The 24,302-nt window shown below is 41.7% G+C and carries 19 protein-coding genes, 1 tRNA gene and 1 pseudogene; 7 read left to right on the top strand and 14 right to left on the bottom strand.

All coding sequences use genetic code 11. The features are described from left to right. The 5 genes from DU53_RS07850 to DU53_RS07830 are packed head-to-tail and all read left to right on the top strand — an operon-like array spanning position 1 to position 8,318. A complete protein-coding gene (locus tag DU53_RS07850; RefSeq protein ID WP_015868833.1) occupies positions 1-1,839 on the top strand; it encodes a VWA domain-containing protein in 1,839 nt (612 codons plus the stop codon). 14 nt (positions 1,840-1,853) lie between these two features. Continuing rightward, entirely contained in the window at positions 1,854-2,879 is a 1,026-nt protein-coding gene (locus tag DU53_RS07845) for a hypothetical protein (protein ID WP_063728309.1), read from the top strand. Further along, positions 2,782-5,637, top strand: coding sequence for a hypothetical protein (locus DU53_RS07840; RefSeq protein WP_161484778.1), 2,856 nt, complete (start codon positions 2,782-2,784; stop codon positions 5,635-5,637). Before DU53_RS07845 ends, DU53_RS07840 begins: the two co-directional genes overlap by 98 nt. After that, a complete protein-coding gene (locus DU53_RS07835) occupies positions 5,634-7,094 on the top strand; it encodes a vWA domain-containing protein (protein ID WP_015868831.1) in 1,461 nt (486 codons plus the stop codon). Before DU53_RS07840 ends, DU53_RS07835 begins: the two co-directional genes overlap by 4 nt. Positions 7,095-7,127: 33 nt before the next feature. Next, complete coding sequence (locus DU53_RS07830) at positions 7,128-8,318, top strand: pyridoxal phosphate-dependent aminotransferase (protein ID WP_015868830.1); 1,191 nt, start codon at positions 7,128-7,130, stop codon at positions 8,316-8,318. A 73-nt stretch (positions 8,319-8,391) separates the two neighbouring features. On the opposite strand, the gene DU53_RS07825 is transcribed toward DU53_RS07830, so the two are convergent. From DU53_RS07825 to sufC, 7 genes and pseudogenes are all read right to left on the bottom strand, one after another. Continuing rightward, positions 8,392-8,595: a cold-shock protein gene (locus DU53_RS07825; protein WP_015868829.1), complete on the bottom strand. Its 204-nt coding sequence runs from the start codon at positions 8,593-8,595 to the stop codon at positions 8,392-8,394. Between the two features lie 228 nt (positions 8,596-8,823). Then, entirely contained in the window at positions 8,824-8,982 is a 159-nt protein-coding gene (locus DU53_RS12530) for a hypothetical protein (RefSeq protein WP_201030033.1), read from the bottom strand. Between the two features lie 35 nt (positions 8,983-9,017). Continuing rightward, complete coding sequence (locus tag DU53_RS12525; RefSeq protein WP_201030031.1) at positions 9,018-9,263, bottom strand: iron-sulfur cluster assembly scaffold protein; 246 nt, start codon at positions 9,261-9,263, stop codon at positions 9,018-9,020. Beyond that, positions 9,260-10,483 (bottom strand): aminotransferase class V-fold PLP-dependent enzyme, encoded by a 1,224-nt coding sequence (locus tag DU53_RS07815; protein ID WP_015868827.1) that lies wholly within the window; start codon positions 10,481-10,483, stop codon positions 9,260-9,262. The genes DU53_RS12525 and DU53_RS07815 overlap by 4 nt, the downstream gene beginning before the upstream one ends. Then, a complete protein-coding gene (locus tag DU53_RS07810) occupies positions 10,458-11,660 on the bottom strand; it encodes a SufD family Fe-S cluster assembly protein (RefSeq protein WP_015868826.1) in 1,203 nt (400 codons plus the stop codon). The genes DU53_RS07815 and DU53_RS07810 overlap by 26 nt, the downstream gene beginning before the upstream one ends. A gap of 12 nt (positions 11,661-11,672) precedes the next feature. After that, positions 11,673-13,066: pseudogene (gene sufB, locus DU53_RS07805) on the bottom strand (Fe-S cluster assembly protein SufB). Between the two features lie 10 nt (positions 13,067-13,076). After that, on the bottom strand, positions 13,077-13,820 hold the full coding sequence (gene sufC, locus DU53_RS07800; RefSeq protein WP_015868824.1) for a Fe-S cluster assembly ATPase SufC: 744 nt from the start codon (positions 13,818-13,820) through the stop codon (positions 13,077-13,079). Positions 13,821-14,360: 540 nt separating this feature from the next. Here sufC and DU53_RS07795 point away from each other — a divergent pair. Then, positions 14,361-15,185 (top strand): DUF368 domain-containing protein, encoded by an 825-nt coding sequence (locus tag DU53_RS07795; protein ID WP_015868823.1) that lies wholly within the window; start codon positions 14,361-14,363, stop codon positions 15,183-15,185. Between the two features lie 2 nt (positions 15,186-15,187). On the opposite strand, the gene DU53_RS07790 is transcribed toward DU53_RS07795, so the two are convergent. The 5 genes from DU53_RS07790 to recJ form a co-directional block, all read right to left on the bottom strand. Beyond that, positions 15,188-16,198, bottom strand: a complete 1,011-nt coding sequence (locus DU53_RS07790; protein ID WP_015868822.1) for a rod shape-determining protein — start codon at positions 16,196-16,198, stop codon at positions 15,188-15,190. A gap of 35 nt (positions 16,199-16,233) precedes the next feature. Then, positions 16,234-16,309 (bottom strand) — tRNA-Arg (locus DU53_RS07785). Further along, positions 16,300-17,013, bottom strand: a complete 714-nt coding sequence (gene ruvX, locus DU53_RS07780; protein ID WP_063728304.1) for a Holliday junction resolvase RuvX — start codon at positions 17,011-17,013, stop codon at positions 16,300-16,302. Before ruvX ends, DU53_RS07785 begins: the two co-directional genes overlap by 10 nt. Beyond that, a complete protein-coding gene (locus tag DU53_RS07775) occupies positions 16,982-17,254 on the bottom strand; it encodes a putative Se/S carrier-like protein (protein WP_015868821.1) in 273 nt (90 codons plus the stop codon). The genes ruvX and DU53_RS07775 overlap by 32 nt, the downstream gene beginning before the upstream one ends. Next, entirely contained in the window at positions 17,247-20,390 is a 3,144-nt protein-coding gene (gene recJ / locus DU53_RS07770; protein WP_063728302.1) for a single-stranded-DNA-specific exonuclease RecJ, read from the bottom strand. The genes DU53_RS07775 and recJ overlap by 8 nt, the downstream gene beginning before the upstream one ends. A 118-nt stretch (positions 20,391-20,508) precedes the next feature. Here recJ and DU53_RS07765 point away from each other — a divergent pair, with 118 nt between their 5' ends. Then, positions 20,509-21,216, top strand: a complete 708-nt coding sequence (locus DU53_RS07765) for a pseudouridine synthase (protein WP_015868819.1) — start codon at positions 20,509-20,511, stop codon at positions 21,214-21,216. A 23-nt stretch (positions 21,217-21,239) separates the two neighbouring features. Here DU53_RS07765 and DU53_RS07760 read toward each other — a convergent pair whose 3' ends face one another. Then, complete coding sequence (locus tag DU53_RS07760; RefSeq protein WP_015868818.1) at positions 21,240-22,841, bottom strand: PEGA domain-containing protein; 1,602 nt, start codon at positions 22,839-22,841, stop codon at positions 21,240-21,242. Between the two features lie 13 nt (positions 22,842-22,854). After that, positions 22,855-24,300 (bottom strand): DUF5693 family protein, encoded by a 1,446-nt coding sequence (locus tag DU53_RS07755; RefSeq protein ID WP_148208017.1) that lies wholly within the window; start codon positions 24,298-24,300, stop codon positions 22,855-22,857. Between the last annotated feature and the right edge of the window lie 2 nt (positions 24,301-24,302).

The following is a 24,302-nucleotide window of genomic DNA, read 5'->3' as shown; positions in this document are numbered from 1 at the left end:
ATGAAAATCGTTAACCTGTCAGCGTTAATTTTATTTCTGGCTCTATTCACCAGTTCGTTCTCTGGACAGATATCCGGGATTGACCTGAAACATTATCCTCTAGTTTCTTTTTACATCTCTTCCGACGCAACCATAGATTGTGTTAAAGAGGACGGAATAGAAGTTGACTTCTGGTTTAAAACACCGGACAAAGCTTTTATCTCCGATATGGATATTGTTATCGTTCTGGATTCTTCAGGAAGCATGAGAAATGTAATTGGAATTATGGATGATCTCATGGAAAAGGCCATCAAGAAATTAAAAGAAGAAGGGCTTCGACTACGCTATGCGTTAGTTACCTTCGGAGATGAGATAAGAGAGCTGAAAGGTTTTACTTCCCGCGACGATGTGTTTATTAGCTGGCTTAGAGATGTTGTGCCTTTTGGTGGCGGAGATGATCCCGAGATATCTCTGGATGCCCTTTCTATGGCCTCTAATCTTCCTTTCGATGTCAAAGCGAAAAAAGTAATTGTGCTGATCACCAACGCTCCTGCACACTTTGTTGAAGACGGAACTGCTTACTCGAATGTTTCGGTCAATGGGTTGATTGACGAACTGAACGGAAAAGGGGTGGAACTGTTATTACTCGTCCCACCAGAACCCGAATACGTGAAAATTTCTGAAAGTTTAGGTGGAAAGTTCTTCAACATTTTCAAGATAGCTGGTCCGAACAAAGCTTTCGAAGAGCTGGCAAACCTTAATTTCAGAACGAGACTCGTTGAATTCCGAACACCTAACTTCGATTTCGACAGAAAGCACTTTATAGAAGTCTCTGCAGGTGATAAGATACTTACAGCCAGTTATACTTCTCCGGAAAGACTTAACTCCCCGCCGGTCATAGATAGCTTTTCAGCGATTCCTCCCATCGTGTATCCAGGTGAAAACGTAAGATTATCCGTTGACGCCCACGATCCTGATGGTGACGCATTGAACTACAATTGGAAATTAAATGGTGAATTGCTCAATGCAACCTCCACCGAACTTTTAATAACACCGGAAGCCACCGGAGTGTATGTAATGGAGTGTCATGTCAGTGATGGAAGGCTTTCTAATGACTCAAAGGTGAGTTTCAGGGTCATAGATAAACCCAAATCGGTGATTATCGAAAAAACCGTTAAAAAGATCGTGCAGCCTCAGGTACAACAACAAGCAGCAATCGATATAACAGAACTTCAAGAAAGATTTGGAATCACCATAAAAACAAAACTCGTAGAAGATATCGATGGAGACGGGACAAGGGAAATAATTGCAGGAACCGGTGCTACAGATAAGGGAACCCTCTACCTATTCAATGAAAAAGGCGAACTATTGTGGAAGGTAAAATTAAGTGATGACTCCGTTTTCTGGCCTGACGATTCTTTTGAAATCACCAGAATTCGAATCGGCGATGTAAATGACGACGGCCGATCGGAGATTGTTGTCGTGTTGAACCATGTTCCGTGGTTCCCTTCCATATTAGCAGTGGTATCTCTCGAGGGCATTGTAGAAGGTAGATACTATCACCCTGGGCATCTAAAAGAGCTTTACGTTATCGATCTAAACGGCGACGGTATTAGCGAAATCGTCTTTGCCGGAGAGAACGCTGAGTTTGATTACCAGACAGTTGTTGGCATTTTAGATGGTCGGAAGGTTTCTGGCCAGGCAATACCATACTATGGGCTGGGCCAACGAAAAGCTGAAGAGATTTTTTACAAAGTATTTGAAAAAGCTAAGGGGTTCCAGAACCTTGAAATAAAGGAGAAAACAATTGTTTTCATCGATGAATCAGGTAAGAAATTTCCGATAGAAAACATTTGGTAGGGGGTATGAATCCTATGAACAAACGCTGGCCAATTCTTTTTTTCATTCTTCTGTTAGTTGGTATAGGATTGGGGCAAATCCTCGAAATAGACCTTTCTGGATTTCCTGTCATATGTCTAACGGTTACTTCGACAGAAATTTCTGAGGTCAAAGAAAATGGTAAGGATGTGGACATCCTTTATTCCCAACAGAACGGCTCTTTACAAAAAATTTGGTTCCTGAGTAATGTTACGTCGCATTTCAGAGATAGTGTTAAGATAAATGCAGCCGGAGATGATAAAACGTACGTACCCCCAACTTTTGCAGATAATTCTGTCCATGTTTACGTACCACCAATTTCAGACATTCCCGTAATAGATGGCAATATTACAGATTGGAATCGCATACCCGGAATACGTTTCCTCTACGACGACGGAAAGGTACATGGAAAAGCGGTTGCCGGCGATGTCGACCTAAGTGGTGCTTTTAAGCTAGCCTATCATGACGGGGTTTTATACGGCCTCCTATTGATTAGGGACGATGTACCTCTTCCAGCCTATGACATAAGCACTATCGATTATGGCGATGCCGTTGAAATCATAATAAACGACCAGAAGATCCGCATTCTCCCTGGAAACTTTATGAATGTTGATCCTCATATCATCCTGAATGGAAGCAGACAGGATTTCAAAATAGTTTCCAAACTCCAAAATGGTTACTACTTCTATGAATTCGCTCTCCCCTTTGGCAAATTACCGGATGTATTTGACTTTTCATTGAAAATAATAGATAACGACGCGCCAAAACAGATGGATAAAAGTATTTTTGAACTTCTCGATCTGAAGGTCGCAAAGTTAACCTATCAAAAACCACCGAAAATAACACTTTTAACTCCCGAACACAACACTGTGGTTTCAAAACCATATACTCTGGTGTCAGGAATCGTTGAAGGTGAAGATTTAGATGAAGTCTCCATTGTTCACGAAAGAATCGGCACCACCGGAGAAAAAATATTTGTGGAAAAACAACGTGGTAAATCTGACAGACGGAGAGTTTCATGAAAATCTGCTTCTCTTCCCGGGTGAGAATATTATCTCTGTGGTTGCAGAGAATGCCAGCGGAAAAACCGTGGTTGAAACGAGAGTAACGTATCCAGAAGGCAACTCCTTACTTTTCATTCTCCAATGGAATGATCCAGGAGCTGACCTGGATCTTTATGTCACTCTCCCGGATGGAAGAACCATATATTTTATGGACCCCGAATCTCCGGGAAAATTGTATGCCACAACAAAAGAAAGAATGGAGAGTTATGAACTTCCCTTCGAAGAAATGCTTCCGGGTTTGTATATCCCTCGAGTCCACTATTACGCAAACAACGGCGCTGAAGGAACAATCGAAGGTAAGATCATCGTTAAAATGAGCGGCAAACTTTCAAATAACGTTATCTACGAAAAGGATTTTTCCTTTGAAAAGAGCCAGGCTAACCCTGAAAACGCAGCACCGGATGCCACAGGCAATGATTGGAGAGACTTTGCCCCTGTTGAAATCAAACTTCCAGATGTTTCTCTGAAGCTAAAAACGAATTTACCAGATGAAATTGAGGACCTCGTCACGTTCAACGTAAGTGGGGTTGAAAGAAAAGCTGGATTTATTGGTGCTTTTGGGATCGGTTCAAAAGTAACAATCACTGTCAATCGGCTGATTTTTGAAACAGATGAAAGCGACCTGATAGAGGGATATGATACGAAGTATGAATTCTTCCAGTGGGACGACAACTGTCAGGATCCTACCATTACCGTTACCCTGAATGAACCCACAACCGTTTCAGCTCTTTTCAAAAAGTTTGTGAAAGTGGTTGTTAGAGATGTCGATGAAAATGGCAACTACATTGGAAAAGAAAAGATCTATTGGGTTGAGGCTGGCAGGCTTTTGACTCTCGATGCCCGGGAACCCGAACCCATGTTGTTTGATGGATGGATCGTTAATGGCGTTGATTTGCAGGATTTTGACACCACAAAGAAATTCAGAGTTTCCTCTCCGATATTCATCGTTCGTAGGTTCTCTGAAATCAAGGATGCCCTCATAGTCAATAATGTAAAAAGTTCCACCGATGAAGTCAGGCAATTTTTCAACTCCTTCGGAATTGAAAGCAAACCGGTCTCTCTGGAAAAACTGAAAAGAAATCCAGAAATAATCAAGAACTCCAGAATATTGTTCATTGGATTCTCGAATCTCAGCAGACTTGAGATTCAAAAACTGTTTAACGACTACCTCAAGAACGTCATAAATGTTGCTATAGACAATGGCGTGAAAATCTTGCTTTCCGGCGGGGCACTGTACGTACTGGAAGGTATCGGAATGATCACAACCTACGATGTAGCCATTCCTGCTAAAAGCTATGTTATCCCCACCAACATCTATTATGATCCCGACGCTCTTTTCGACAACGTAGCTCTTCCAACATTGGCTATGATTCACGATGCAGAGCTTTCTACTGAAAATTTGCTGGACCTTTCCCTGGTCAATTATCCTGATGGCGTCAGTACCCTCAGCGTCGCTGGATTTACTGAATACAACCTTCCTTTGATCCTTATGGATTCTGCCATCGTCTCAGAAAAAACCAGAAAAACTGAACTTATTCCTTATTATGTTCCATTGGTCTGGAATATAAAGAATTCAATAATTGCGTACATCGGCGATCTATTCACTTCTGATGTTTACATCGGAAATACCGGGAAAAAATTGTTTGGTAAATTCTTAAAAACATTGCTGGAACTTCAGGAAAGGATCGTTGATTCTCCTGCAATTGAATCCGCTTATTTAAAAGATGACTATATCATTCTGACCCTCTTCCCGCTGGAGAAAGCCTTCTACGAAGTATGGGGTAAAGATTCCTCGGGAAAGGTCGAGCATATAGCAACTGTTTATTCGACGGGAGTTATAAAAATACTACCAGACAAGAACTACGAGATGTTTGCCGTAAGACAATTGAAAGGGTTCAATTATTCCAGACTTTCTGAGTGGAAAAAACCAAAAGTTCCTGAGCAGGTTTATTTCAACGTATCAGGTAACATTGTCGAGGCTTTCTCAGACAACTTAAAACGCAACAAAGTATGGCTCCGGGAGTTTGAAAACACTGAGGAAATTAAATTTAAACGGGTAGATCTGAACAATGACAGCGTAGATGATGTACTCCTTTTTAGAAAACTAAAAGTGAGATCTGATCCTGCTAAAAGTAATATCGTCATCACAGCTCTCAGTTCTGATAATAGAATTCTATGGGAATACAACTTTGGAGAAAAAAATGTCTTTGGATTCCTGCCAAACTATGACTTTGAAAAAGATTCAAAAAACAAAACGAATGAATGTGGGAAGAATGTTTCAATCTTCACTGATTCAGAAGGGTTAACCATAGCAATTTTCTTTAATTCATTCGATGAAGATTCGGGAGAACCGACCTATTCAGTAGTAACCTGTTTAACAAGACGCGGGGAGCTCAAAGCTGAGCTCTGGCATCCAGGCTCCTTCAACAGTATGGAATTTTTTGATTACAATGCTGACGGAGATACTGAATTACTCCTCACCGGATACAACATCCCTCTAAATGCTGCAGATGTCATCATAATGCCAACCAAAAATTTCTACGCTCAAACCCCACCTGGCAGTGGAAGATATTTTGAGGAAAGAAAAGGTATTTACTACGACTACTTCCCCGGTGTAAAATCAATCATCGGAACAACACCGAAAGCCAACGGTCTGATTGAATTACGCTTTGAATCAGGAGAAAAAATAGAACTACAAATTGGTGAAGGAAAATGATCAAGAAGTTTCTTTTAATCTTTTTAATACTATCAGAAATCGTGTTGGGAGGCTGGCATCTTGAATCGGTCGATGCCAGTGCTTATCCTGCAATTAGCTTGTTTGTGCATTTCAAAGGCTTTCCAACGGGATCTTATCCTGTGATAGAAGATGACGGTGAAATAGTAGGTGCTAAATGGGAAATTGTCTCATCTTCGCCATTGGACCAACTGAATGTTTATTTCATTATCGACAATTCCGGTTCGATGAATCCTTATATTGAAGATGTCAAAAATTCGATAATAACCGTATCCAACGTGGTCTCTCAGCTTTTTAGCGGCGATCTTGTCTATCACATTGTCGGTTTTGCCGACAGCATGAATTACCTATCCGTTACACAAAACCACGAAGAGCTCCTCCCCCTCGTGAGAAAAACCTTCGAGAATGTTGGCGAAAGTTTCGAAAGACCGATTACGATTATCTTAAATATTCTCGAAATGGAAAATAACCCTTCCATCCTTTTTCTGATTACCGATGAAGAAATCCATATTGAAATTGATCTACTGGATTCATTGGAATCCGTTTTGCTCTCCAAAGGAATTCCACTATTTCTAATAACCAGCGGCGGTCTGTCTGAAAATATCGTTTCTCTGCTATCAATTGCCAGAGAAACTGGAGGCGGTTTGTTTGATTACGAAAATGCCGTATTCTTAGCAGACACACTCGAAGAGTTGCATGAGGTATATTACCAAGTAACCTTTAACTCACATGATCTTTTCACCGGATTTCATGAGGTGAAGATCGGAAAAACAAAAGCCGATTTTTTCGCTGCGTATAAAAACCCTCCGAAAATTCAGTTAGAAGTTCCTGATAACGAACTGGTGATTCCAGAAGGAGAAGAATTGGCAATTTCCGGAACAATTATCGGCCCCTTCGATAGACTTTCAGCGTACCTTGGTGCTGAACCCATAGAGATTACCGTTGATGGAAGTTCTTTTAGCCTCTCTCTCTTTCCGACCCCGGGAATCCACAACCTGAAAATAGCGGCCTCATCTATCTGGGGAGAAGATGAAAAAAACATACGCATAATCTGTGAAAGAAGCACAAAGATTTTTTTTAAAGTGTGCCTGGAATGGGAAAAACAGGATGCAGATCTGGATCTCTACGTCTTTGAACCCGATGAATACGTGTATTTTTTAAACCCAAAGAATCTTGGAACTTTGACCGAAGATTCCCAAAAAGGTCCGGGCAAAGAGATATACACCCTGGCTGCAGATGCGGTGGTTCCCGGAAATTATAAGATACGCGTTCATTATTGTAGAGGAGAACAACCTGTATCATTTCGTGTCACCATTTTTCTGGAAGAAAGGAAAATCCTGGAAAAGGAGTTCACACTTTCATTATCTAACGAAGAAAACAACGATCCCGAAGGTACTGGAAGTGACTGGATGGATGTGTACGAAATGTCGGTAAAATAATTAAATAATTAAATATTGAATGGAGGGAAAGTAATGAAAATCTCTTCTCGCGGTGTGAACATGCCAGCATCGCCCATAAGGAAGCTTGTGCCTTATGCCGAAATCGCAAAAAAGCGAGGAATAAAGGTTTACCATCTCAACATCGGGCAACCGGACATTCCAACCCCAGAAGTTTTCTTCAATGCTATTCGCAATCACTCTGAAGAGGTTGTCGCCTATTCACATTCAGCTGGCATCTACAACCTCAGAGAAGCTTTCTCAAAATACTACCGTTCCTGGGGAATCGACGTCAGCCCGGATGAGATTATAGTCACCAATGGCGGAAGCGAAGCAATTATATTTGCTATAGGAAGTATAGCTGATCCAGGTGATGAGCTGATTGTCATAGAGCCTTTCTACGCCAATTACAAAGGTTTTGCCAGTATGCTCAATGTAAAACTTGTTCCCGTAAGTGCCAACGTAACCGACGGTTACAGATTACCACCTATAGAGCTCTTCGAAAAAGCTCTGAGTAATAAAACCCGGGGAATAATATTTTCCAACCCTTCCAACCCCACAGGTGTGGTTTACACCAGAGAAGAGCTAGAAGCTCTGCTTGACTTTGCCAGAGCTCACGATCTTTTTGTTATAACAGATGAGGTGTACAGGGAATTCGTTTTTGATGGGAAAAACACCGTTCCTGTTTTGTCGCTGGATGAGAGCGAAAGAATCATCATTGTGGACAGCATTTCGAAAAGATACAGTGCCTGCGGTGCACGTGTAGGAACTTTTCTTACCAAAAACAAAGAACTGTACAATACCGTCATGAAATTCGCTCAGGCAAGGCTTTCACCCCCGACAATGGCACAGGTGGGGACAATAGGACTTCTCAACCTCGGTAAAGATTACACCGACAACATAAGGGAAGAATACCAGAAACGAAGGGATATTGTTTTTGAAGAACTCTCGAAGATAGATGGAGTGATAATGCAAAAACCAGAAGGAGCTTTTTATATCTCCGTAAAACTACCCGTGAAAAACTCGGAAGATTTCGTGCGCTGGATGTTAACCGATTTTGATGTTGGTGGAGAAACCACTATGGTCGCTCCTTTACAAGGCTTTTACGCGACTCCGGGAATGGGAGCATCTGAAATAAGAATCGCTTACGTCCTCTCCGCAGAAAACCTTCGAAAAGCCTGTGAGATAATCAGGTTAGGCCTTGAAAAATACCTGGGCAGTTTGTAAAGATTCACCAGATAAAAGAGAGACAAAAAAAAGAAAGGCGCCGAAACAGGCGCCTTATTTTATGATTTTTGTTTCATTCTATGACTCTAACCTTTGCGGCTTGTGGACGACCTTTCGGGCCTTCTTCAATCTCAAATTCAACTCTCTGACCTTCGTTAAGCGTCTTGTAACCATCCATTTCAATGGCACTGAAATGAACGAAAATATCCCCACCATCGTCCATAGTGATAAAGCCGTAGCCCTTCTTACCGCTGAACCACTTGACTGTACCTTTCATTTTACTCCTCCTCAGTTACACCCCTTTTGTGGGGCTTGCATTACGTCCTTACGGACTATTCAACTATACTAAAAATATTGTTTTAAGTCAAGGATTTCAGATGAAACACTTCATTCTACAGGGATCGAACTCCTTCATTATTCTACTAAATGTTGAAATTACCGGTAAAAAAAATGTATAATTACGGCAGGGGTTACTTCAGCAGGAAAAAAGGACATTAAGCCGGTGTTATTCACCGGCCTTTTTTTGTTCCCTTTCGTCAATTATTCTCTCTAATGTTCTCCAGGCAAGTGAAGCACATTTAACTCTCATTGGAAACCTCTTCACGTTGTCAAAGATAGCAGCATCTCCTAGAATATCTAAATTGTGATTCTCTCCCTTCAGCATTTTAAAAAATTCCTCCATGATCAGTCTGGCCTCTTCTACTGATTTTCCCGAAAGGTTTCTGCCATTATTGAAGCCGATGCCATACTTATGGCGCAACCATGCCCATCAAAGGATATTGTCTCAATTTTGTTGTCATTAAACTTCACATAAACATGTATCTGATCACCACAGGAAAGGTTCTTCCCTTCTTCATCATTGGTTGCGTCTTCCAGTACACCTTTGTAAGGTGAGTTCTTGTAATGATATAAAATAAATTCAGAATAAAGATCCTCTACACTCATGCAAACCACCTCAAAGCTTTCCTTATCCCTTCCGCAAGCCTATCAACATCTTCAAAAACATTGTAAATGTAGAAAGAAGCTCTACAAAGGGAGACAACCCCAAGTTCCTTTAATTGAAGTTGGGCACAATGATGCCCACTTCTTACGGCAACCCCGGAAAGTCTGCTCAAAAGTTCGGCGAGATCATGAGAATGGATATTATCATGAGCGAAACTAATGATCCCATGTGAATCAGAAGGACTGTAAATCCTGAGGCCGTCTATAGAGGAGATTTTTTCTCTGGCATAATCGGTAAGGTTCTGAATGTGGTTCTTTAATTCTTCTCTATCAAATTTTTCAAGATAGTCAATTGCTGTTGCTAAAACTATAGCGCCAGCAACGTTCTGCGTACCAGCCTCAAATTTGTACGGCAAAGGAGCGAAACTGGTATCTTCCATACCTACCCTATCGATCATTTCTCCACCATAAAGAAATGGAGGCAATCGCTTGAGTATCTCTTCTTTCCCCACAAGGACTCCAATCCCCATCGGCCCAAGCATCTTGTGCCCGGAGAAAGCCAAAAAGTCAACCCCGGTTCCGGCAAAATCAAAAGGCTCATGTGGAATCAACTGAGCACCATCAAGAATAAAATAACCGCCATGCTCATGTACGAGTTTTACGATTTCCTCGAAAGGGGTCCTTTTGCCCAATGCATTCGTTAACCCCGTCATAGAAAAGACAAAAGGGTCCTTCAACGTTTCTAGCGATTCTTTGATCTTTTCTAACGGAACTTCCAATCCATCCAATCTTAAGGGTAAAAACTTGATACCAAATATCTTGGAGATCTGCTGCCATGGAACATAATTACTGTGATGTTCAAATGTTGGAACCACAAAGCTCTTCACCATCCCGGATTTAGCAAAAGAATAAGCAAGAAGATTAATAGATTCCGTGGTTCCTCGAGTGAAGATAACCTCTTCGGACCTGGAATTTATGAAGCTGGCTATCCTTTGTCTGGCTTGCTCATACAGGTCTGTTGCCTCCTCGGCCAGGGAATGAACAGCTCTGTGCACGTTAGCGTTAGAATGATCATAAAACCTGCTTTGTCTTTCTATTACAGAGGCTGGTTTTTGAGTTGTCGCAGCGTTATCTAGATATACAAGCCCCGGATGGATTTCAAATATAGGAAAATCTCTTTTTATGCTTTTCGCAAGATCATTCAATTCGTTCCTGGATAACATCGTAAACCCTCCTTGCATAATCTTTACCAAATTCATCTGCTATCTTTTCTAAGACAGGATTAAAACTTCCCATAACTATGAGTTTAAGGGCCTCCTCTTCTGGTAATCCTCTCGACATCAAATAATACATCTTTTCTGCATCGATGGTTCCAACACTGGCTGCGTGCGATGCATTGACTTCATTTTCATCAACGAGCAAACTGGGAATCGCCTGAACTATCGCTTCTTTTGAAAGAATGATAACATCACTGTGCTCATCACCCGAAGAATTCTTCGCACCTTTTTTTATGTCAACCGTTCCCCTGAAAACGACCTTCGATCCACCGGCAACAGCACCTATACCCTTAATTTTAGCAGTGGATTCCGGGGCGACAAGCCTCGTCGTGTACAGCGCATCGATTACCATACCCCCGGAAGCAAAAAATGCTGACAGAATATTGACCTCTGTCCTTTTCCCGATGACCTTCACCAGATGATATGGTGCAGATACATTGCCATCAAGCAAAACATCGTAGATCCTGAGTTTTGCGTTTTCCCCCAAAATATAAAAATTATTACTGAAGTTGTATCCCCTTAAAGAATCATTCTGAAGGAAAAGTATGTTCAGGTTTGCGTTATCTTCGATATAAAATCTGCTGGCTTCAGATACGAATTCCGCTTCTTCAGAATTGTTTATTATGAGTGTCAGAAAAGAACCTCTCGAAACATAAAAAAGGCTGGAAGCTATCGAAGCTTTACCATAACGCTTTACCTCAAGCGGGGTCTCGTAGTATTTTCCGGGTTCTGTTCTGACTATGACACCTGACGAAGAAAAGGTATCTGAAAGGAGCACAAACTTCTCGTCTGAACCCTGGAATTCTAGCTTTTCCAGAAGTTCATAATCCTCAGCACCCATGAGGTTAAAAGGTTTCCAGATCTTCGGACCATTTATTTCAAGCTCGGTCATTTCAGGGTACTCCGGAAGCTTAAACCCATCTAACTTAGCACGCTTCCATACGGGAAATTTAAGTTTACGGTATTTATCAAAACTCTTACGTTTAAAAACCTCCGCATACTCCGACGTGTTTTTTATCGAAACCTCAAACACGCTCAAGTCATAATCTGGTAAGCTTTTCCTTTCTATTACAGGTTCGACCATTTTGAACTCATTATGGACGAGGTTCAATGTCTTTTCCACTGCACACCACTCCTAACCTATGCTGCTCTCAATTTCAAGATTTATGAGCCGATTCAATTCAACAGCGTATTCAATGGGCAGCTCTCTCGTAATCGGTTCCATAAACCCTCGAACGATCATGCTCTCGCTTCGGCCTCAGAAAGTCCCCTTGTCATCAGGTAATAAATCTGATCTTCACTGATTCTTCCAATCCGTGCCTCGTGACCGATATCGGCCTTATCCGTCCTTACATCTATTATAGGAACAGTATCTGATTTTGAATCATTGTCCATCATAAGAGCTGTACACTGTACGGAGGCTTTGGTACTTTCCGCATTCTCCGAAACATATAAGAGTCCTCGATAGAAAGCCCAGCCTCCTCCGATACTTATACTTCTCGCATCAACAGTTGAACTGGTATTGGGGGCAAGGTGAACAACCTTGGAGCCCGTATCCATATGTTGGCCGGGTCCGGCATATGTTATAGCAAGATGCTGGGCTCTGGCACCTTCACCATTAAGTATCGTCGTCGGATAAAGCATGGTCTTCATACTTCCCATAGAACCGGATACCCATTCCATCACGCCATCTTTTTCAACGAGAGCCCGCTTTGTATTGAGGTTGTAGGTGTTTTTCGACCAGTTCTGTATTGTTGAGTATCTGACCTTGGCACCCTCCATAACATATATCTCCACCATTCCTGCGTGAAGATTATGAACATTGTATCGCGGCGCTGAACATCCTTCAATGAAGTGTAACTCGCTTCCCCTGTCAGCGATTATGAGCGTGTGCTCAAACTGCCCGGTCCCCGCCATATTCATTCTGAAATACGCCTGTAGAGGGAGCGGAACTCTGACATTTTCCGGAACATAAACAAAAGAGCCACCGCTCCAGATAGCTCCGTGTAAAGCCGCATATTTATGGTCTGTCGCCGGGACCAGCCTCATGAAATACTTTTTCACCAGCTCAGGATATTTTTTTACCGCCGTTTCCATATCAAGAAAGATGACACCGATTTCCTCGAGTTCATTCTTTATATGCTGATACACGACCTCAGAATCATACTGGGCTCCAACTCCAGCAAGGGCTTTCCTTTCGGCCTGAGGAATACCAAGCTTTTCGAAGGTCTCTTTTATTTCATCAGGCACCTCTTCCCATGAGGTCTCTTTTCCAGCATCAGGTTTCAAATAGGGAATTATTTCCCCGATATCGAGAGAACTGGTATCGACACCGAAATTTGGATCGTGAAGTTCCTCGAATATTCTCAACGATTCGAGACGTTTCTCTAACATCCAGTGTGGCTCATCTTTATGTCGGGAAATATCACGAATAATTTCTTTGTTCAAACCCGGGGCGCTCTTATATTGATAACTCGTATCAGTTCGAAAATTAAATCGCGAATCATCTATATGAATTTTCTCGCTCATACTACCACCTCTAAACCCTTTCCGTTAGAAAACCATATCCCTTTTCTTCCACTTTTCTGGCAAGTTCCGCACCGTCACTAATAATAACCCGCCCATCCACATAAACGTGCACAACATCGGGCTTTATGTATTCAAGAAGCCTTTCATAATGGGTTATGAGAATAATTGCCATATCCTCTGTTTTAAACCTCATTATCGCTTCTGCCACTGTCTTTAAAGCATCAACATCAAGCCCTGAATCAATTTCATCCAGGATCGCCAGCTTAGGCTTTAGAAAAGCCATCTGAAGGATTTCGCTCTTCTTTTTCTCCCCGCCAGAAAACCCAACGTTCAGGTACCTGTCCAGAAAAGCTTTATCAAGAGCCACTTCTGCTGAGAAACGTTCAATCTCTCTACTTAACCTCAGCATCGGTTCTTTAGAACCCATGAACTGCTTAACAGAAATAAGAAAGTTTCTCGTTCTGATACCGGGAATCTCCTGTGGGTACTGGAAAGAAAGGAAAATACCTCTTCTAGCTCTTTCGTCTACGGGAAGATCCAGAATACTTTCTCCCTCGAAAAGAATCTCTCCATCTATAACCTTATACTTTGGATTTCCCATTATTACATTGGCAAGCGTGGATTTCCCGCTGCCGTTGGGTCCCATTATTGCGTGGATTTCTCCCTGTTTTACGCTCAAATTTACACCTTTCAAAATCTCCTTGTTTTCTTCAACAAGACCAGCACGAAGATTCCTTATCTCGAGTAAACTCATCATAATCCCTCCAATACTTTCGAGATCCAAGAATTCGAGAACCGAGATCCGGTATGCCCGCTAGCGCGTGAAAACGTTGTTGGTTATACGTTGTGCGCTGTACGTCTTTTTTTCTAAACCCTACACCCGATTTCTCAGTTGCCAGTTGTCAGTTGATAGTTGTTAGTTTTTGAACTTTCTATACTCTAGACCCTATACCCGCTCTTTATCTAATCTCCGATCTCCAACATCCAACTTCGTTCTTTTATTCTCTCTTTTCATCTCAGCGCTTATCAACTGCGAAGCAGTTCGGAACAACCACGTAGTGGTTCGAGTCAACTCCGCAGGAGTTCGTTACAACCGCTTGCGGTTCGTGTCGCTTCGCTAATTGACAACGTCGTGAGCCTCGGTCGCGCAGCGACTACCGATTCTCGCCCTCTCGGTCTCTCGGTTCTCGGATCTCGATATTTGCCTTACTAATTGTATCATAATACCGACTTTATTAGTAGGTTTTACAAAAACTGGTAGTTTTGTTAAAATATGCAAGAAGGAGGTGCCTTTTTGATTAACTCTTTGATAGGCTTATTGATGGGGATAGCAAACCTCATTCCAGGTGTCAGTGGTGGAACAATTGCACTCGTTAGTGGAATATACGGAAGGCTTATGAATTCAATTGCAACTCTGACTGAACTGAAATTTAAGAAGAAAGATCTTCTGTTTCTCTTTCAACTTGTTGCAGGAATAGCGGTCGGGATATTTGCATTTTCCCGCCTGGTTGAGTACTCCATTGACACTTTTCCATCATTAACATATGGTTTTTTCGCCGGGCTTGTTGCTGGAGGAATTCCAAGCGTATACATAAGAATCGGAAAGTTTACTCCAAAAAAGATTATTTCCCTTGTTGCTGGAGTACTTTTAGTGCTTTTGTTGTCGCTCTGGGGAAACGTTCCAAATGCGGGCTATCCTGCTCATTCAAACCATTCAATCTCTCTTTTACTTTACGATTGGCTGGCAGGGTTTGTGGGGGCCGCATCGATGATTTTACCAGGACTCAGTGGCTCTTTTGTGCTGCTGATAATGGGAGAATATGAAAGGATCATTTCCGCTATTAACGACCTTGACCTGTTGATCCTTCTCTTTGTAGCAGTTGGAATAGTCATAGGAACGATATTCATAACGAGAATCATAAGAATGCTACTTAAAAAGATGCCAGGAAAGACTTTCAGTTTTCTTATGGGACTAATGCTAGGTTCCTTCCCCGATCTCCTGTCGAGGCCGGGGAAAGAAACAAGATTCTTTGAGATATCTGTAGGTTTGGTTCTGGGAGCAATGCTTTCCATCGCTATTAGCAAATTGGAAGGCAAGAAGATAGAAAGCAACACCTGAATCTATCTGCCTGCTTTCACGGCAACACGTTCGAGATTTTTTTCTTCATCCAATAGTTTTCCAAGACCATAAGCAACACATGTTCGAGGATCAGGAGCTACTATGGTTGATATACCGGTTTCTTGAATAAAAAGCTCGGGCAGTCCCCGAATCATTGAACCACCACCAGCAAGAACAATTCCTCCATCAATGATATCCGAAGCTATCTCTGGGGGTGTCTCTTCAAGGGCCTGTCTTAGATTTACGATAAGCTCCTGAAGTATAGGTGTAATCGCTTCAAGAACATCTTCAGAAGTTAGCCTCAAATTCCCGGGCAAGCCGTTAACGGCATCTCTACCTTTCACTTCAAGCTCGTAATTTTCCAATGTTGGGAAAGCTTTACCTATCCTGATTTTTACCTCTTCAGCTGTGGTCTCACCGATGTGGAATTTGTATTTTCTTTTGACATATTTTATTATTGCTTCGTTCATAGCGTCACCAGCAACTCTTAAAGAACGAGATACAACTATCCCGCCCAGACTTATAACAGCAATGTCGCTGGTCCCACCACCGATGTCCACCACAAGATTTCCCGTGGAATCAAATATATCCAGCCCCGCACCGATGGCAGCCGCTACCGGTTCCAGAACCAGGTAAACACGTCCTGCTCCGGCGCTAGTCGCAGCTTCGATAACCGCCCGCCTTTCGACACTGGTTACCTTGGCTGGCACTCCAACAATTACAGAAGGGCGGTAAAAAGAAAAACGCGGTTTCGTTCTTCCTAAAAGTTCTTTCAAAGCCTGTTCGATTATGTGATAGTCGGCTATAACACCATCCCTGACAGGACGTACAGCCATGATATCTTTTGGGGTTTTACCGATCATTTCCTTAGCTTGCAATCCTATGGCTATGATTTTCTTTGTTTTTCTGTCAACAGCTATCACTGAAGGTTCATCTATAACTATCCCTTTGTCTTTCTGGTAAACCAGCAAACTTGATGTTCCAAGATCGATTCCAAGATCTCCCTTCCTCATCTGGCTACCTCCTATTCGATTTCAATTTCAATAATTGGCGTGCTCGGTGGGATTCGAACCCACAGCCTCTGGATCCGGAGTCCAGCGCTCTATCCATTGAGCTACGAGCACAAGAATTCCAGAATCTTTCCCCGGAAACCAGAAACAAGATCTCGCGAAGTTTCGAGAACAATTATATCGTAACTCATAAATTCAATATCATCCATTAAATTCTTTGGAAAAAAACCTTTACGCCGAAAGAACAAATACAGAGCTGGATCAGACGTATAAATATCCACAGACGCTACGGAAAATTCCTCCAGATTTTCGATATTAACGGTCGGTGGATCGAAAAGGAGCACTTTTTTCCCCTTTAAATCGATCCTTTCTTCCAAAACAATTCTGCACTCTGGAAAATTATCTCTTATCTCGTATGCCTGCATTGGATTTTCGAGATAACGGTTTAAAATCTCCAACGCACTGAGAGAATCTTTATATCGTCTGAATTCTTTACCATCGAGCTCGCTAACCTTCCTTGCAGACACCGTACTCAATCTCTCATCTACCATAAAAATCGGTAGCTTGAAGTGTTTCTTCAGTTTGACAGCAAAAGAAATAGCTTTCAAAGTACTCTCGCTAAATCTCCCGGACATAGAAAGAGGGAGCCCAATCACTATGGCTTCCACAGCTTTTTCCTGTACGATTTTCTTGAGAGATTTTTTATATCCCTCTTGTTTTATTGGTTCCATGGGAATCGCCACAAAGCTTACTGCGATGGCAAGTCCTATATTCTTCGTACCATAATCAATACCAAGAACTTTCGTAAAAGCTTTCAATTATATTCCCTTCCAGATATGAGTATTTGATGACCTTCATGTCTTCGTTTCTTAGGATTTGCATAGCTTTTTGCAACTTCAATGAACTCACAGCCAAAGCCAAAGAACAACCCGGAAATACTGATGGTGGAGTTGGGAACAACTTACAAAAGATATCATTGTTTCTCAAAAGTTTAGCACAGTTATATGCCTCAGATTGTGCAACAACGATAACAGCATCTAAATCGAGAACGTCATCCAATCTTTAACACCTCTCCTCCGTTCATAAGACTTCTTAAAAGAGCGCGAGTAGTGGTGGTAGATAATCTGGACGCAAACCATCTGGCCATACGTTTTTCTGCTATACCTTCCCTGTATCTCAGGGTTTTGACAACGGAGTCCCTTGATAGTTCTTTGTTTTTAACGATGTGCCAGATGTCGGCATCATAGGCAACGAGCCCCATATCCTCAAGCATCGAGAGATAAACCCTTGAGATTCCATCTTCGAATCCGAGAGCGCGCTTCACATCTTTTTCAGAAGCAGGAAGAACGTCCTTTAAATCCTGGTATATGGCCTGCAGTTCTTCAACAGTGGGAAACAATCGATCAATTTCATTGGTGTTTGACAACAGATCATTTTTATTGAAAGCGAGGTTTAAGAACAAATCAGACTCTTCACCAGGTTTCATAGTAACAGCATCAAGTATCTCGAGAAAACTCCTCGGTGCGTTGTAAAAAACGATGTTAGAATTACCAAGCATGACTCCTAACCCATCGTTAGATGGAGTGGATATCAAGACCTTTATCTTCTGACGTTCAACAAGAGAATATATGCTCGCCCTCTGAAAATCTTTCAAGAGGTAGTTGTAAAAAATCAACTCACCGTTTTGAAGGGTATGAGACAACCTTGAACCAAGGGTTTGCGCAAGAGTAACCGTTTTATGAGGCGTATCAACGACAACCGCCACATTCTCCCCATGCCTCACAAGTGACAAAACCTGTTCCACTTTCTTTCTAGTTCCGCGATTGTCTATTATTCCCACCCTTTTTATGACAGCAGGACGATACACGTAAGAAACCCTCAAAGAAGAGAGGAAACTCTTCAAATTATCTGTGAGAACACTTCCGGTAAATCCAGCTTTATCGAGAATCTTTGGAAGTACCTCCAGAAAAGCCTCTAAATCTGGATGCTCTTTGTATATACCGGATATGATGTAAGTTGGTTCATCAAAAATTATCTCATCGAAAGAGTCTTTGAACACATCAAAATGCTCCATCAGTAGTGGTAGGGTCACAAACATCACAGGTTCATCGATCTTTCCCCTGTATAGGGAATTGGCATAAACCGGGTTTATGGGATCAAGATAATGCTGGAGAGAGTAAAATGTATGTGCTAGTGTAGTGTTTACACTTGAAACAATTACTGTTTTGAGACCTTTCTGATAATTTTTTAAGATCCTCCAGGCAAGGAAAGGGTGCTTCAACCTTATACTTCCAAATATTCCCCATGGAAATCTGGTACTTACGTTCAGAAAATCAGGAGCCTTATGAGAAAGCTTTTTTTCCAGATCAGCTACAACAGATGACACATCTGTGCTCTGCGAAGAGTATGGTTTCTGATTCTTCCAATCCCTTATGAATTCAAAAACAAAATTCTTGTCTCTGACCTCTTCTTCAAACACAGGATCTATGTAAATCCTCGCATCTACAAGGGAAAGTTTCATACCCTGAATTCCATATCCATTGTCCTGCTTTATACTGGCAACCGCATCGAGCTTCAGTAAGTTGGGTTTGACATATTTGAATTCATCAAAAAGTCCGTTCATTCCGAATCCAACCGCAAGCGTCTTCCGTTCTCCAGAGCGAAGAATCATTTTTATATGCCCACCGCCAGAACCAAAACTTTTCGTTCTTTCGATATTCAATCCTTTGAAAAGAAACTTTGGTTCAGGATTGGAATGACCAAAAGGTCTGAGCATATCAATTTTTTTAAGAGTTTCCGGTGATATGGATTCCAGGGTTAGAACATCGTCAACCTCTATCTTATACGTTGGCAATTCTTCCCCGTAGATGTCCATGTAAGCTTCGTTAAGACGTTTTCTGAACTCCGGGATCTTTTCTTTTTTTATACTAAACCCAGCAGCCATTTCGTGGCCACCGTACTCGTCCAGAATATCCGCAGTTTTATTCAAAAGCGAGATTATACTTATTCCAGATGGACTTCGGGCAGAACCTTTCCCCTCACCATCGGAAGTAGAAATCAGAAAAACCGGCCGATTATATTGAGCGACAAGGCGAGATGCAACGATCCCTAAAACACCTAGATGCCAGTTTTCACCTGACAAGACAACCACGAAATTATCCTTCATCGAGACATTGGATTCAATTTCTTTTGTCGCTTGTTCAAAAATTTTGGCCTCGATCATCTGACGATTTTGATTGTGCTGAAGGAGTCTTGAAGCTGTACGCATTGCCTGAGCTTTGTCCTCGCTTATCAATAGTTCCAGTGCTACAACTGCAGAATCCATTCTTCCGGCAGCATTGAGTTTTGGCGCGATCTTGAATGCTATATCCTGAGCCGTTAGATTATCAGGATTTATCCTCAGATAACTCAATAAGATCTTCAATCCTAGCAATGGTTCCTTCTGGATTTTCTTGGTACCTTCCCGAACGATAAATCTGTTCTCGTCCCTCAACGGGACGATATCCGCTATTGTGCCCAGAGCAACTATATCCAGATAATCTTCAGGATTCAATGGCATTCTAAGGGTCTCATTCAAAGCACTGAGAAGTTTGAAGGCCACACCGACACCAGCCAGCCCTTTAAAAGGATAATTGTCATCAGGACGTTTGGGATTAACAATAGCTTCAGCCAGTGGAAGTTTATCCTTCACTTCGTGATGGTCTGTGACAACGACTTTAAGCCCCAGTTTTTTGGCGAATTCAATTTCATCGAAAGATGTGACACCACAGTCAACGGTTATCAACAAACGATGTCCCTGCGAATAGAGCTCCTCGATAGCTGCCCGGCTCAATCCATAACCTTCTTCAAGCCTTAAAGGGATATAATAGCTTACGTTGAATCCCATCTTTTTCATGGCTAGATACAGTAATGCGGTACTGGTGACACCATCAACATCATAGTCTCCAAACACGACGATGGAATCACCGCGTTCACCAGCTTCTATTATAGTTTTTACAGCTTTCTTCATGTCTTTCATAAGGAAAGGATCGTGAAGGAGTGTTCGATCGGGGTTTAAGTACTTCAACGCCTCAGTTACATCCGTTATTCCTCTGTTCACAAGAAGTTTTGCAAGAAAAGCCTCAATGCCTAGATACTCCACAAGGTGATTCACCTGGGTACCATCAGCGTTAAGGAGCACCCACTCCTTTCTCATTTTATTTCACCTTCTCCCTTTTTTCTTTTGTAACAATTATACCATCTCAACTCAGATATGGAAGTCAACACAAAATGTATGATGTACAATAATATAATCCAGGGAAAAGGTGGGGAAAATGAGGCTTGATACTTTTTTATCCAGATTCGGTGGAATTTCTCGAAGACAGAGCCGAAAATTAATAAAGACGGGAAGGGTAGAAGTTAATGGAGCTAAGATCAGGAACCCGGAGTTCAAAATCCCGGAAAATTCATCAATATTCCTTGATGGGAACCGGATAGTCCCTTATGGTAAACTCTACATTGCCATGAACAAACCTGTAGGGTATGTTTGCTCCAAAAGCAGGACGGAAGGATTAAGTGTTTACGATCTGATCAATGAGGTCTTCTCCTCCAAACTATCTATTGCAGGAAGATTGGACAAAAATTCAAGAGGGCTTTTGTTACTGAGCAACGATGGTAATTTCGTGCATGAGATTATTTCACCAAGGAAAAAGATAGAAAAGGAATACATTGTGAAAGTAGAGGAGAAAATTTTGCCTGAGCAGCTTCAGATTCTTCTCCAGCATGTTGACATCGGAAAGGGAGAGTACGCAAGAGCTGAATCAGTACAATTTATAGATATTGTAACATTTTCAATTGTCCTCACAGAAGGAAAATATCACGAGATACGCCGTATGGTGAAAAGCGCACTGAAAAATAATGTGGTCGATCTAAAAAGGATCCGAATAGGTGGCTATCATTTACCCGGGGACCTGCATGAAGGAGAATGGAGAATTCTAACTGAAGAAGAAATAAAAGCTGCCACCGGAAAGATTCTCCGGTGACAGCTTTATAGAATCTACCTAATCTATTCAATAGGGTACAAATCAAAACTCAGAGTATAAACCCTTCTTTCAAAATATTTTATCAGATATACGAAATGATATCCTTCTTTTACCAAAAGGATCTCGTGATAACCAGGTTCAAGTGTCAACCATTTGTTGGAATAGCCAAGGTCATAACCATCCACAAAGATCCTGGCCCCGGTCGGATTCGTTTCAACGTAGACCCTTGCACCTTCCGGTTGAAGGGTAACATTTAACACAGATTTTTCACCCGCTGACAGAACAATCTCCTTTTCAACGGTCAGATAACCTTCCCTAATTATCTTTACACTGTGCTTTCCGGAAAGAAGCGTAAGGCTTAACGGAGTTTGGCCAACATAAACACCGTCAATATAAACAGAGGCATCTCTAGGATCGCTTTTCACCGTCAGGTAAGCGTTCTTAGCCACAAGCGATACGTTAACTGTTTTGTTGGAATAAAGGTAAATCGTGTCTGTGTAATCCTCATAACCCTCTGCACGCAAAAGAATTTTGTGTCTCCCCGATTCCAGGTTCAATGTTATCGGTGTTTGGCCAACATAAGCACCGTCAATGTACAGAGAAGCCCCGGAAGGCGAACTCTTAATGGTGAGGCTATATTTCCGGGCGAGTTCATTGAGCACTATTCGTTTACTGGTGTTGCCGCTTATTTGAATCGTTTCTATATAGGTTTGATATCCTTCTTTTTCAATTTTCAGAGAATGTAACCCTTTACTCACAGAAAGTGTTATGGGGCTGTTACCCACGTAAGTTCCATCGAGGTATACCCGGGCATCCGCGGGAACAGTTGAAAGGGATAAAGAATAGGTTTTACGATCAGGTATGAGTTTCAAAGAAACATTCGTCGTTCTCCCGGAGTAAACGTTCACTTTCACGGTATTCATCTTATAACCTGGTTTATAAACACTAACAACATGAAGCCCTTCTTCAACCCGTATCTCAAGAGGTGTTTTCCCAAAATAGCTACCATCGATGTAAATAGAAGCATTCGAAGGATAGGTTGATACTTTAAGAGTACCTATATCCGGGCTTCGATCTACATAAAAGAACGTGCTGTTGACGGCGTATTCCGTCTCAGATATGAAAGGTCTCACAAGTTCTTCAACAAACTTTTCGGCTTTAAATCTAGACTTCGGAAAAATTTCCTTGCTGAATCGTTTTACCATATCTTCGATGAAAGTCAATGGTGAAGTAGAAGCAACAATCTGGAATATCTCTTTTCCAGGATCACCCGAAACTATCAAGCGATAAACCTTCGAAGCTTTTTCGGTTGGCAAGCTGTAAACTTTCCCGGCTTTAAGATAATTGCTGGCATCGTACCTGTTTGGGAATATTAGCTGGATGCTTCCATCTGGCATTATATCGTATATAGCTACATAGGCATCTTTATTGACTTTAAAGTACACCTTAACCTCTTCGCCCTTTTTGTAGACTGCTCCAGGATCTTTATCCAACCAGATAGAAACCTGCAGTTCGCTCTCCGGCACCGGAACGATGATAACCTTTTGAATATCGTAGTTGACAGCAAATCCTATGGCCGCAAATATAAAAACGAGAATACCAGCGATTAAAACCTTACGACTCATAAAACCCCTCCTTTCACGTTTTTTTAGACTTTTTTGAGGGGACTTCGTTCAATTCATCTTCGATTTCTTCGCTACTCTCAGAAAGTCTTTTCTTCGAAAACTTTGATATGAAAAGAAATACAAATCCTATAGCACTTCCAAAAATAAAGCCATAAACACTTCTAAGCAAAATGGTCCACAACGGTGCTGTAGCGTGACAAAATGTATTCACAACAGAAACAAAAGCCACACTTCCAAGGGTTGGCAGCACAGCCCCGAGTTTACCTGTATTGGTAAACCCTGTATTCGCCGCAAATATCAGGAAAGGATATCCAATCAGTTCTTTAAACCTTGGCCTTACCACGAGATATTTGTCCAGGATATCTCTCAGAGTTCTTTCAACTGAAAGGACAAAAGAATAATTTCCACTTCTCAAAAGATAATATATCCCTGCAAGAACAGCAAGCACAAGCAGCAGCATGTCTGTGATGTTGAGTTTTTTCTCTCTTCTTCTGAAAAAGCCAAGGAAAAATATTATAGCAGGTAACGCTATAAGTGATAATTTAACGCCTCTGAACAGTTCAATACCGTTCTGATAAGCAGGAGAAGTCATCTGGGCATTTATTGCCAGACCCAATCCCAACGAGGCCAGGAAAAACAAAAGAACAGTGATAAACACGCTGCGTATTCTACTCGAGAGCCGTATTATTACAACAAAAAGTGCGATTTCTCCTACAACAGCCAGATAGGTTAGAGATAATGTGGAAGATATCAAAAGAACTATCAGATAACCAATAGCAAGGAAGGGATTCCAGGATGCTATAGCGAAAAATCCCGTTGTCCTTGCCAGAATTTTTGAATTGGCAACATCGTAAAGAACAGGGACTATTTCTTCGCCAAGCAACTTCTCTTTTTCAAGTTCCGCTTTTACAGATTTCACAAGCTGACTGTAATCCAGTGTTTCTGACTTCCCTTCCATGAAAAGCAAAGCGTCTACTTTTCGTTCCCGCACAGCCCTGATGTATCTGATAACCGCTGAATCCAGATCATAATTGGGATATTCCTTTGGTTTCAACAGATGAACCCGAAACACCAGGGAAGGGTATTTACGGTGCTTCATCACTTCCTGAACAAAGGCGCCGCGTTCATCGAATTCAATATATCCAGACAGTACCTGATTCTCATCGAGTAACTGCGCCACTTCTTCAGGGGTTTTCGGAGGAATACCTGTAAGAATTACCACCTGGTTTTCCTTAACAAGTCGTTCCAGTTCTTTCCAGTCTTTCTTAAGATCTATAAGAAGTACTCTGCGTTCACTTTTCTGAAAATCAGCGTCTGCTAAATCTACAGAAGAAAACAGTGTATAACCCTCAACGCCATCAACAGGTTCTTCAAGAATCAAAGCTGCTTCCGCAGTTCTTCTGTCAGAATCTATTCTTTCAGGGACATAATCAACAAAAAGAAGAGCCGCGAATATCAAAA

Source organism: Kosmotoga sp. DU53 (genome assembly GCF_001639905.1).
In the GTDB taxonomy this organism is placed as follows: Bacteria; Thermotogota; Thermotogae; order Petrotogales; family Kosmotogaceae; genus Kosmotoga; species Kosmotoga olearia.
This window is presented reverse-complemented; position numbering and strand designations above follow the sequence as displayed.